The organism is Pseudomonas sp. 18.1.10 (assembly GCF_024655625.1).
Lineage (GTDB): Bacteria > Pseudomonadota > Gammaproteobacteria > Pseudomonadales > Pseudomonadaceae > Aquipseudomonas.
Map to the genome: position 1 here is coordinate 1 of NZ_JANLGL010000169.1, position 12,144 is coordinate 12,144.

General features: G+C 60.6%; 8 protein-coding genes. All 8 read left to right on the top strand.

Going from position 1 to position 12,144, the window contains the following annotated elements:
- The first annotated feature begins 835 nt into the window (after positions 1-835).
- Entirely contained in the window at positions 836-2,152 is a 1,317-nt protein-coding gene (locus NUV89_RS22555; protein ID WP_124527395.1) for a nucleotide sugar dehydrogenase, read from the top strand.
- A 74-nt stretch (positions 2,153-2,226) separates the two neighbouring features.
- Complete coding sequence (gene alg8 / locus NUV89_RS22560; protein WP_257783049.1) at positions 2,227-3,717, top strand: mannuronan synthase; 1,491 nt, start codon at positions 2,227-2,229, stop codon at positions 3,715-3,717.
- Positions 3,718-3,753: 36 nt separating this feature from the next.
- Positions 3,754-4,920 (top strand): alginate biosynthesis protein Alg44, encoded by a 1,167-nt coding sequence (locus tag NUV89_RS22565; protein WP_257783050.1) that lies wholly within the window; start codon positions 3,754-3,756, stop codon positions 4,918-4,920.
- A 90-nt stretch (positions 4,921-5,010) separates the two neighbouring features.
- Positions 5,011-6,435, top strand: coding sequence for an alginate biosynthesis TPR repeat lipoprotein AlgK (gene algK, locus NUV89_RS22570; protein ID WP_374684538.1), 1,425 nt, complete (start codon positions 5,011-5,013; stop codon positions 6,433-6,435).
- Complete coding sequence (locus NUV89_RS22575) at positions 6,432-7,916, top strand: alginate export family protein (RefSeq protein WP_257783052.1); 1,485 nt, start codon at positions 6,432-6,434, stop codon at positions 7,914-7,916. The genes algK and NUV89_RS22575 overlap by 4 nt, the downstream gene beginning before the upstream one ends.
- On the top strand, positions 7,916-9,490 hold the full coding sequence (gene algG / locus NUV89_RS22580; protein WP_257783053.1) for a mannuronan 5-epimerase AlgG: 1,575 nt from the start codon (positions 7,916-7,918) through the stop codon (positions 9,488-9,490). The genes NUV89_RS22575 and algG overlap by 1 nt, the downstream gene beginning before the upstream one ends.
- Before the next feature lie 11 nt (positions 9,491-9,501).
- A complete protein-coding gene (locus NUV89_RS22585) occupies positions 9,502-10,944 on the top strand; it encodes an alginate O-acetyltransferase (protein ID WP_257783054.1) in 1,443 nt (480 codons plus the stop codon).
- Between the two features lie 8 nt (positions 10,945-10,952).
- Complete coding sequence (locus NUV89_RS22590; RefSeq protein WP_257783055.1) at positions 10,953-12,062, top strand: mannuronate-specific alginate lyase; 1,110 nt, start codon at positions 10,953-10,955, stop codon at positions 12,060-12,062.
- Positions 12,063-12,144 lie beyond the last annotated feature (82 nt).

Consider the following 12,144-nt stretch of genomic DNA (forward strand, 5'->3'; position numbering starts at 1 on the left):
GCTCGCGAATGCGGGGTGTCAGTCGATAGATTCTTATCTGATCCACCGCATTCGCGAGCAAGCCCGCTCCCACAGTTGTGATCGCATTTCAGCTTCCGGATCGCCATTTATTTGACGTCAAAAAACATTTTGACGTACTCCTAACAATTCTTTCACTCGACATTCGTCATTTTTTTTCGTAGTGGCACCACTTTTTTAAATCAGTAGTGGCACAAAACTATCCCCTCGCACCAACTCCCCATAACTACTGGCCCAAATAGCAAGTGCTATCAATATAGTACCAGTGCCATCTTTTCTAATATTTCAAGAAATTTCTGGAAACAGGATGAGCGGGCTGGAACTTCGTCAAAATGGGCGGCTCATACCACCGGTAACGAAATTCTCTGTTTCTGTAGGAGATAACTTACACGGCGACCCAAGGAAGTAGCAAAGTTGCCCCAGCAACTTTGACTCATGGGTCACATCATCAACTGATAGTGAGTTGAGGGCAGCGATAAGGATTCATTGCTAACCCCTATAGGCCAAGGCAGCGCTTACCCAAATGTGTCAGTGATGACACCCAAGGTGTTGATATTCAAGGGCTTAACGCCTCTATCAAGACCCTGCGGCACTGGCGCCGGGCCCTTCCCCCAGGAAGGCCGGCTGCATTTGAGGGCAAGCCCCAATAACAAGGCCAAGTTGCGCACAACTTGAGTGCAATAGTTAGTCACTCGTTATTCAACATGCCTGTACGCGGTAAGTCGGCGTCTATTCGCCGAACTTTCGCGGCATCAGTGACGCTTGCAAACATGAACTCCGGCCAATTATTGGCATGAATATTAAAGAGGTAAATGCGATGCGCATCAGCATATTTGGTCTCGGTTACGTTGGCGCAGTGTGTGCCGGTTGCCTGTCTGCCCGTGGCCACGAAGTGGTCGGGGTAGACATCTCCAAGGACAAGATCGACCTAATCAATGCAGGCAAATCGCCGATCGTTGAACCAGGTCTGGGTGAACTGTTGAGCCAGGGTATTGCAACCGGCCGACTGCGTGGCACCACCAACTTCGCCGACGCCATTCGCGATACCGACCTGTCGATGATCTGCGTCGGTACGCCGAGCAAGAAAAACGGCGACCTGGAACTCGACTACATCGAAGCCGTGTGCCGCGAGATCGGTTTTGTCCTGCGTGACAAATCCACCCGCCACACCGTCGTGGTGCGCAGCACCGTGCTGCCCGGCACCGTAGCCAACGTGGTGATCCCGATCCTCGAAGACTGCTCCGGCAAGAAAGCCGGCGTCGACTTCGGCGTCGCGGTCAACCCGGAATTCCTGCGTGAATCCACCGCCATCGCCGACTACGACCTGCCACCGATGACCGTCATCGGCGAATTCGACAAAGCCTCCGGCGATGTCCTGCAGTCGCTGTACGAAGAACTCGACGCGCCGATCATCCGCAAGGACATCGCCGTCGCCGAAATGATCAAGTACACCTGCAACGTGTGGCACGCCACCAAGGTCACCTTCGCCAACGAGATCGGCAACATCGCCAAGGCCGTCGGCGTCGATGGCCGTGAAGTGATGGAAGTGGTGTGCCAGGACAAGACCCTCAACCTGTCCCAGTACTACATGCGCCCAGGCTTCGCCTTCGGCGGTTCGTGCCTGCCCAAAGACGTGCGTGCCCTCACCTACCGCGCCAGCTCCCTGGACGTGGAAGCGCCGCTGCTCAACTCGCTGATGCGCAGCAACGAGTCCCAGGTGCAAAACGCCTTTGACATCGTCAACAGCCACGACAAGCGCAAAGTCGCCCTGCTGGGCCTGAGCTTCAAGGCCGGCACCGATGACCTGCGTGAAAGCCCGCTGGTCGAGCTGGCCGAAATGCTGATCGGCAAGGGTTTCGACCTGAGCATCTACGACAGCAACGTCGAGTACGCCCGTGTCCACGGCGCGAACAAGGACTACATCGAAGGCAAGATCCCCCATGTGTCGTCCCTGCTCAACTCGGACTTCGATGATGTCATCAACAACTCCGACGTGATCATCCTTGGCAACCGTGACGAGAAATTCCGCGCCCTGGCGCAGAACGCCCCGCACGGCAAGCAAGTGATCGACCTGGTGGGCTTCATGTCCAAGGCCACCTGCACCACCGGCCGTACCGAAGGCATTTGCTGGTAACAGCAACGGCAAGTTCCCGGCGGCGCGCGTTTCCATCCCCAGCGCGCGCCGCCTGGAGCCTTCATCACCTTCGGATGACGCTTATGTCCACGTTAAAACATGTATTGCTGCAATCTGCCGGCTGGCTGTTCTTTCTCAGCCTGCTGATGGGACTCGCCCTGCTGTTGCCGGCGAGTACATTCGACTCGGAGTCGAAGAATTTTATTTTCCTGATTGGCGCCGTCGGCATCTGGCGCTACTCGATGGGTGCTACGCATTTCTTTCGCGGCATGCTGTTCCTGTACGTGGTCTACCCGCACCTGCGCCGCAAAGTGCGCAAGCTGGGCAAGGCCGCCGACCCGTCCCATGTGTTCCTGATGGTCACCAGTTTCCGTATCGATGCGCTGACCACCGCGCAGGTCTACAGCTCGGTGATCCGCGAAGCCATCGAATGCGGCTTCCCCACCACCGTGGTCTGCTCGCTGGTGGAAATGTCCGATGAGCTGCTGGTGAAAAGCCTCTGGGAACGCATGAACCCGCCCGAGCATGTGAAGCTCGACTTCGTGCGCATCGCCGGCACCGGCAAGCGCGACGGCCTGGCCTTCGGCTTCCGTGCGATCTCCCGCCACTTGCCGGATGACCGCGCCGTGGTGGCCGTGATCGATGGCGACACCGTGCTCGCCGAAGGCGTGGTGCGCAAGACCGTGCCGTGGTTCCAACTGTTCGGCAATGTCGGCGGCCTGACCACCAACGAATTCTGCGAAGTACGCGGCGGCTACATCATGAGCGAATGGCACAAGCTGCGCTTCGCCCAGCGCCACATCAACATGTGCTCCATGGCCCTGTCCAAGCGCGTGCTGACCATGACCGGGCGCATGTCGGTATTCCGCGCCAGCGTGGTCACCGACCCGGACTTCATCGCCGACGTCGAAAGCGACTCGCTGCAACACTGGCGCCTGGGCCGCTTCAAGTTCCTCACCGGCGACGACAAGTCCAGCTGGTTCAGCCTGATGCGCCTCGGTTACGACACCTTCTACGTGCCCGACGCCGCGATCAACACCGTGGAACACCCGCCGGAAAAGAGCTTTATCAAGGCCAGCCGCAAGCTGATGTTCCGCTGGTACGGCAACAATCTGCGCCAGAACTCCCGCGCCCTCGGCCTGGGTGTACGTCGCCTGGGCCTGTTCACCAGCGTGGTCTTGTTCGACCAGCGCGTGTCGATGTGGACCTCCCTGCTCGGCCTGACCGTGGCGATCATCGCTACCTTCAAGTACGGCGGCGCCTTCATCCTCGCGTACCTGCTGTGGATCGGCATCACCCGCCTGATCCTCACCCTGTTGCTGTCGTGCTCCGGCCACAAGATCGGCCCGGCGTACCCGGTGATTCTCTATTACAACCAGATCATGGGCGCACTGGTGAAGATCTACGTGTTCTTCCGCCTCGATCAACAATCCTGGACCCGCCAGGACACCAAACTGACCCGCGATTTGGCCAGCTTTCAACGTTGGTTCAACACCTGGTCGTCTCGGACCATGACCTTCTCCGCCGGCAGCATTTTCGTCGCCGTGTTGCTGATGATGGTCTGACCCAGCCAAGCCTGAATTAACTAGGAACTACACACCATGAATAGCCAAGCAAACGTCAACGTTGTCCACGAATCCGAAGCCCAGCGCCAACATGCGCGGGTCAAAATCCCGGCCAAGCTGCGCTTCTTCGGCAATGACGGCAAACCCACCGAAGCGCGGGTGATCGACCTGTCCGCCGGCGGCCTGGCGTTCACCGCCACCCAGCCGCTGAACGTCGGCGAAGTGCACAAGGGCCGCCTGCAATTCGTGATCGATAACCTTGGCCTGGCGATGGACGTGGAGCTGCAGATCCGCTCCCACGACCGCCAGAGTGGCCGCACCGGTTGCCAGTTCCAGAACCTGGAACAGCAGGATATTTCCACCCTGCGCCACCTGATTACTTCGCACTTGTCCGGCGACATTGTGTCGATGGGCGAGGTGCTGGCGACCCTGCAACGCGACAACTTCACCAAGGCGCGCAAGGTCAAGGACAGCGGCAGCGGCATGACCGCCTTCGGTCGCCTGCGTGCCGTGGTATTCAGCGCGGGCATCTTTATCGTCGGCCTCGCCGCGTTCGGGTTCGTCTTCAAGTCGGTGTACGGCATGTACTTCGTCAGCCACGCCCAGGCCGGCCTGGTCAGCGTGCCCGGCATGAACGTGACCATGCCCCGCGACGGCACTGTGCAAAGCCTGCTCAAAGGTGACGGGATTGCTGCCAAAGGCGCGCCGCTGGCGACCTTCAGCACCAGCATGCTGGATGTGCTCAAGGGCCACCTGGACGAAGACCAGCTGCAACCGGCCAAGGTTGAAGAACTGTTCGGCAAGCAAATGACCGGCACCCTGACCTCGCCTTGCGATTGCGTGGTCGCCCAGCAAATGGTCGCCGACGGCCAATACGCCAACAAAGGCGACGTGATCTTCCAACTGGTGCCGCGTGGCAGCCAGGCCAATGTGGAAGCGCGCTTCACCTATCGCCAGTTCGCCGACGTGCGCCCGGGCACCCAGGTGAGTTTCCAGGTCGCCGACGAAGAACAGACCCGCACCGGCACCATCGTCAGCAGCACCAGCCTGAACAGCGCCGACCTGTCCTCCGACATCCGCGTGCAGATCAAGCCTGATGCGCCGCTGGACAGCACCTACGCCGGGCGCCCGGTGGAAGTGACCAGCGACCGTGGTCCGTCGCTGAACTGGCTGATCGACAAAGCCATGGCCAACGGTCTGTAAGCAGAGGACATGCCTGTGATGACTCTCTCAAAAACACCGCGGTCCCTGTGGGAGCGGGCTTGCTCGCGAAAGCAGTGTGTCAGCCAACACATGCATCAGTTGACAGGGCCCCTTCGCGAGCAAGCCCGCTCCCACATGGGATCTTTATGCACATTGGCACTTGCGGTCAGTCTCGCCGGATGTGCCGGTTTGCCAGACCAGCGTTTAGCCAACGAAGCCCTGAAACGCGGCGACACCGTCACCGCCCAGCAGAACTACCAACAACTGGCCGACCTGGGCTACAGCGAGGCCCAAGTCGGCCTGGCTGATATCCAGGTGGGCACCCGCGACCCGGCGCAGATCAAACAGGCCGAAGCCACCTACCGCGCAGCCGCCGATACTTCGCCGCGCGCCCAGGCCCGTCTCGGTCGCCTGCTGGTGGCCAAGCCCGGCAGCACCGAAGCCGAACACCACGAAGCCGAAGGCCTGCTGAAAAAAGCCTTTGCCCATGGCGAAGGCAACACCCTGATCCCGCTGGCGATGCTCTATCTGCAATACCCGCATAGTTTCCCGAACGTAAACGCCCAGCAGCAGATCAGTAAATGGCAAGCCTCGGGTTACCCGGAAGCCGGTCTGGCGCAAGTGCTGCTGTATCGCACCCAAGGCACCTACGACCAGCATCTGGACGATGTTGAGCGCATCTGCAAAGCCGCGCTGAACAGCACCGACATCTGCTACGTCGAGCTGGCCACGGTCTACCAGAAACAAGCCGCACCCGAGAAACAGGCCGAGCTGCTCAAGCAACTGGAAGCCGGTTACAGCCGTGGCACCGTCACCGCCCAGCGTGTCGACAGCGTCGCCCGTGTACTCGGCGATGCCAGCCTCGGCACCCCGGACGAAAAAACCGCCCAGGCCCTGCTGGAAAAAATCGCCCCCGGCTACCCGGCGTCCTGGGTCAGCCTGGCGCAACTGCTCTACGACTTCCCCGAACTGGGCGACGTGGACCAGATGATGAAGTACCTGGACAACGGCCGCGCCGCCGACCAACCACGCGCCGAGCTGTTGCTGGGCAAGCTCTACTACGAAGGCAAGTGGGTGCCGGCCGACGCCAAGGCCGCCGAAGCGCACTTCCAGAAAGCCCAGGGCAAGGAAGTCGCCGCCGATTACTACCTCGGCCAGATCTACCGCCGCGGCTACCTCGGCCAGGTCTACTCGCAAAAGGCCCTGGACCACCTGCTGACCGCTGCGCGCAACGGCCAGAACAGCGCCGACTTCGCCATCGCCCAATTGTTTTCCCAAGGCAAGGGCACCAAGCCCGACCCATTGAACGCCTATGTCTTCAGCCAGTTGGCCAAAGCCCAGGACACCCCGGAAGCCAACGACCTGGCCACGCAACTTGAAGCCCCGCTGACAGCGGAGCAACGCGCCCAGGGCCAACGCCTGGTGCAACAAGAACTGGCCACCCGCGGCACCCTGGCCCAGAGCACGTTGCAGCTGCACGCCCTGGAAGAAGACGACGGCGAGGAATCCCTATGAAGCTCAACCCATTCGTCAAGGCCGGTATTGGCCTGACCTTCGCCCTGCTGTGGTCGTGCCCGACCCTGGCGGCGCTGACCGAAGCGAAGAACTTCGGCCTGGAAGTCAAAGCGACCGCCCAATCCGAAGACGACCGCGACCTGGGCACGCAAAAAGGCGGCGACGTCAACGGCATCGGCCTGGATGTGCGCCCATGGATCTACGGTGAAAGCGGCGCGTGGAGCGCCTATGCAATGGGTCAGGCGGTGGTGTCCAGCGACATCATCGAAACCGACACCCTGCAAGCGTCCGCCGACGATCAAAACCAGCAGACCACCAACAACGACCGCAAGGCCAAGAAAAACTACCTCGCCATGCGCGAGTTCTGGGTCGGCTACAGCGGCTTCACGCCCTACCCTGGCGAGATCCTCAAGCTCGGTCGCCAACGCCTGCGCAATGACGACGGCCAGTGGCGCGATACCAATATCGAAGCGCTGAACTGGACCTTCGACACCACGTTGCTGAAAGCCAACGTGGGCGTCGCCGAACGCTTCAGCGAATACCGCACCGATTTGAAGGAACTGTCCCCGGTCGACAAAGACCGCCAGCACCTCTACGCCGACGCCGCCTACCAGTGGACGCCGGGCCAGTGGATCGGCCTGCGCGGTCACCACACCCACGACAACGGCAAGCTCGACTACCCGCAACCGGGCGTGGCCACCGACTCGCTGGACAAGCGCGAGAACGGCGACCTGACCTGGCTCGGCATAGAAGCCAACAGCGACGCCTATAACTGGCGCAACACCAACACCGTCAACTATTGGGCCAGCATCACCGGCATGCGCGGTGATCGTGACAAGGTCAACGCCCTGACCGCCGACGGCGAACGTCCGGCGCAAGCCAAGAACAGCGACGACCTCAGTGGCTGGGCTACCGACATCGGCGTGCGCCTGCGCCTCGACCCGCAGTGGCAAGTGGGTGCGGCCTATGCCCGCGCCAGCGCCGACTACGAGCAGAACGGCCTGCAAAGCAACCGTTCGAACTGGACTGGCACCCAGTCCCGCGTGCATCGCTTCGGCGAAGCGTTTCGCGGCGAGATGAACAACATGCAGTCCATGAGCCTGTTCGGTTCGTGGCAGCTGCGCGAGGACTACGACGCCAGCCTGGTGTACCACAAGTTCTGGCGCGTAGACGGCAACAAGCCGGTCAGCAGCAGCGGTATCGCGGCGCTGGACAACACCACCAACGCTGCCGGCGACATCGTATCGAGCACCTCGCTGCCATTGGCCGATGGCAAGAAAGACCTGGGCCAGGAAATGGACCTGGTGGTCACCAAGTACTTCAAGAAAGGCTTGCTGCCAGCCGCCCTGAGCCAGTCCATTGACGAGCCTTCGGCCCTGGTGCGTTTCCGCGCCGGCGTGTTCAAGCCGGGCGACGCCTACGGCAGCAAGGTCGACTCGTACATGCACCGTGCGTTTGTCGACGTTGTGTGGAAATTCTGATGGGAGCCTGCGCGATGAAACCTCATACGTTGCTGGTCGCTGCGATGCTGATGGCCAACGCCAGCGCCTTCGCCGACACCACGCAGCCGGTCAAGGCGCCGACCATCGCCAAAGGGCTGCAACAGGCCAAGACCTACACCATTTCCAGCCCGCCGACGGCGCCGCTGGAAATGGCCAAGCCAGCCTTGCCTGACCTGTCGGGCTACACCGCGGCGGCGATGGAAAAGAAGATCGTGCGCACTAAACAGGGCAAGGCCAGCATCCGCCGCATGATGCAGGAAGACGCCCTCAAGGACTTTATCGGCGGTGACAACAAGATGGCCGAATGGGTGGTGCGCCAACACGGCATTCCCCAGGCGATCTTTGTCGACGACGGCTACATGAACCTCAAGGACTTGCTCGGCAAGGTGCCCAAGCAGTACTTCAGCGAGACCTCGCCCGGTGTGTTCCTCGCCAAACTGCCGATTGTGGTCGGGCGCAAGGGCATCCTCGACATCGACGGCAAGACCCAGGAGTTGCGCCTGTCCCAGGAAGCCGGTTCGTTCCTGATTAACGACGGCCAACTGTTTGTGCGTGATACGAAGGTCACCGGCTGGAGCGAGAAGGCCAACGGCCCGGCGCTGTTCAAGTCGCCGAAGGAATTCCGCCCGTTCCTGCTGGCCTGGGGCGGCACCGAGACCTATATCTCCAAGACGGAGATGGCCAGCTTTGGCTACGCCAACAGCAAGTCCTACGGCGTGAGTATTTCCCAGTACACGCCGAACATGGCCAAGGTGCTCAAGCGTTCCGAGCCGACGGGCTGGATCATCGATTCCGAATTCTCGGACATGTGGTACGGCTTCTACTGCTACGAGACCGAAGGCTTTGTCATCAAGGGCAACACCTACAAAGACAACATCGTCTACGGTATCGACCCCCACGACCGTTCCCACGGCCTGATAATCGCCGACAACACGGTCTACGGGACGAAGAAGAAGCACGGCATCATCATTTCCCGGGAAGTGAACGACAGCTTCATCTTCAACAACCGCAGCTACGACAACAAGCTCTCGGGCCTGGTGCTGGACCGTAACAGCGTCAACAACTTCGTGGCCGACAACGAGTTCTACCGCAACCACACCGACGGCATCACCCTCTATGAGAGCGGCGACAACCTGCTGTGGGGCAACAAGGTGATCGCCAACCGTCGCCACGGCATCCGCGTGCGCAACAGCGTGAACATCAAGCTGTACGAAAACACCTCGATGGCCAACGGCCTGACCGGCCTCTACGGCCACATCAAGGATTTGACCGACACCGACCGCGACATCGCCCTCGACCCGTTTGACGCGAAAGTCTCGCTGATCGTGGTCGGCGGCGAACTCGCCGGCAACGGCAGCGGGCCGCTGTCCATCGACTCGCCGTTGAGCGTGGAGTTGTACCGCGTATCGATGCTGGCGCCGACCAAATCCAGCGGCATCAGCTTCAACGGTGTGCTGGGTGATCGCCAGGAAGAGATTCTCGACCTGCTGGTGCGCCAGCAGAAAGCCGTGCTGATCGACCCTGTCGAACGCCAGACCGAAATGCAGGACTGAGGATGACCCTTATGCACCCACACATGATCAAACTGCTGAGCCTCTCGGGTCTGACCCTCGGCCTGCTCGCGGCCAGCCAAGGCGTGCGCGCCGACGAAGTACAAGCGCCGACCTTCACTGCCGAACCGTGCTGCAGCCTGTGCCCGGCAGCCCACGACGCGAAGAACTACACCACGCGCTACCAGCAGAACTTCACCACCCTGGTGCAAGCCCAGGGCGACTGGCTGTTCCGGACCCAGGAAGATTTGCGCACCGAATTCGACACCACCCCCGCCGGCTACAAACGCATGCAGCAACTGCACGATGCGTTCAAGGCCAAGGGCGTGGAACTGGTGGTGGTCTACCAGCCGACCCGTGGTCTGGTGAACCGCAACAAGCTCAACCCTGAAGAGAAAGCCAAGTTCGATTTCGACAAGGCCCTGGGCAACTACAAGACCATGCTCGGCCGTTTCGCCAAGATGGGCTACGTGGTGCCGGACCTGTCGCCGTTGACCAACGAGCAACTGCCGGATGAACTGCCGGCCCACGATTTCTACTTCCGTGGCGACCAACACTGGACGCCGTACGGCGCGCAGCGCACGGCGAAAATCGTCGGCGCGAAAGTACGGGCCATGCCGGAATTCGCCGATATTCCCAAGCGCGAATTCGAAACCACGCGCTCCGGGCGCATGGGCAAGACCGGCACCCTGCACAACATGGCCGGGCAACTGTGTGGCACCAGCTACGCGATCCAGTACATGGACCAGTTCACCACCGAGCCCAAGGGCGAAGCGGGCGACGGCGACCTGTTCGGCGATTCGGGCAACCCGCAGATCACCCTGGTGGGCACCAGCCACAGCGGCAAGAACTACAACTTTGCTGGCTTCCTGGAACAGGAAATCGGTGCCGATATTCTCAACGTCGCCTTCCCCGGCGGTGGCCTGGAAGGCTCGATGATCCAGTACCTGGGCAGCGATGAATTCCAGAAGAGCCCGCCGAAAATCCTCATCTGGGAATTCTCGCCGCTGTACCGCCTGGACCAGGAGACCATCTACCGCCAGATGATGTCGCTGCTCGACAACGGCTGCGAAGGCAAGCCGGCACAGATGAGCGCCAGCACGTCGTTGAAGCCGGGCAAGAACGAATTGATGGTCAACAGTTCGAACAAAGACCTGCGTAACGCCAATCACCAGGTTGATATCCGCTTCGCCGACCCCTCGGTGAAAACCCTGCAAGCCACCCTCTGGTACATGAACGGGCGCCACGAGGACATCAAGATCGAGAAACCCGAGACATCCGATACAGACGGGCGTTTCGCCTTCGAACTGCGCACCGATGAAGACTGGGCCGCGCAGAACCTGCTGGCCGTGGAAGTGCAGGGCCCCGAAAAGGGCGCGCAGAAGGTTGAAGCGAAAATTTGCACACGCAACGTATTCCCTGCCGGTGGTCAACAGACCGCCTCAGCCGGGCAATGAGGTTACCTATGCAGAAGTTATTGATCCCCACGTTGCTGGGCCTGGCGATGTTCGCCGGCGCAGCCAACGCCGCCGCGCCACTGCGTCCGCCCCAGGGTTATTTCGCCCCGGTGGAAGCGTTCAAGACCGGCGACTTCAAGAATGACTGCGACGCCATGCCGGCGCCGTACACCGGCTCGCTGCAATTTCGCAGCAAGTACGAAGGCTCGGACAAGGCCCGTTCCACCCTGAACGTGCAATCGGAAAAAGCCTTCCGCGACAGCACCGCCGACATCACCAAGCTGGAAAAAGACACCAGCAAACGCGTGATGCAGTTCATGCGCGACGGGCGCCCGGAGCAGCTGGAATGCACGCTCAACTGGCTCACCAGCTGGGCCAAGGCGGATGCGTTGATGTCCAAGGACTTCAACCACACCGGCAAGTCCATGCGCAAATGGGCACTGGGCAGCATGGCGTCGGCCTATGTGCGCTTGAAGTTTTCCGACTCGCACCCGCTGGCCAACCACCAGCAGGAATCGCAGTTGATCGAGGCGTGGTTCAACAAACTCGCCGATCAAGTGGTCAGCGACTGGGACAACCTGCCGCTGGAAAAAACCAACAACCACTCCTACTGGGCGGCGTGGTCGGTGATGGCCACGTCCATCGCCACCAACCGTCGCGACCTGTTTGATTGGGCGGTGAAGGAATACAAGGTCGGCGTGAACCAGGTCGATGACCAGGGCTTCTTGCCGAATGAATTGAAGCGCCAGCAACGCGCCCTGTCGTACCACAACTACGCCCTGCCGCCGCTGTCGATGATCGCCAGTTTTGCCTTGGTCAACGGTGTCGACCTGCGCCAGGAAAACAACAGCGCGCTCAAACGCCTGGGTGAAAAAGTGCTGGCCGGGGTTAAAGACCCGGACATCTTCGAGCAGAAGAACGGCAAGGAACAGGACATGAAGGACCTCAAGGAAGACATGAAATATGCCTGGCTTGAACCCTTCTGCAACCTCTACACCTGCGCCCCGGATGTGCTCGAGCGCAAGCACGGCATGCAGCCGTTCAAGACGTTCCGCCTGGGGGGTGACCTGACCAAGGTCTACGACCCGGCGCATGAAAAAGGCAACAAAGGTTCCTGAGTAGCTAACTGAAGGAACCGGGTCCCCATGTGGGAGCGGGCTTGCTCGCGAATGCGGTGTGTCAGTCGACACATCTGTAACT

Coding starts and splice junctions, on each gene's coding strand:
- NUV89_RS22555 (WP_124527395.1), top strand. CDS start 836: ATGCGCATCAGCATATTTGGTCTCGGTTACGTTGGCGCAGTGTGTGCC.
- alg8 (WP_257783049.1), top strand. CDS start 2,227: ATGACGCTTATGTCCACGTTAAAACATGTATTGCTGCAATCTGCCGGC.
- NUV89_RS22565 (WP_257783050.1), top strand. CDS start 3,754: ATGAATAGCCAAGCAAACGTCAACGTTGTCCACGAATCCGAAGCCCAG.
- algK (WP_374684538.1), top strand. CDS start 5,011: ATGCATCAGTTGACAGGGCCCCTTCGCGAGCAAGCCCGCTCCCACATG.
- NUV89_RS22575 (WP_257783052.1), top strand. CDS start 6,432: ATGAAGCTCAACCCATTCGTCAAGGCCGGTATTGGCCTGACCTTCGCC.
- algG (WP_257783053.1), top strand. CDS start 7,916: ATGGGAGCCTGCGCGATGAAACCTCATACGTTGCTGGTCGCTGCGATG.
- NUV89_RS22585 (WP_257783054.1), top strand. CDS start 9,502: ATGCACCCACACATGATCAAACTGCTGAGCCTCTCGGGTCTGACCCTC.
- NUV89_RS22590 (WP_257783055.1), top strand. CDS start 10,953: ATGCAGAAGTTATTGATCCCCACGTTGCTGGGCCTGGCGATGTTCGCC.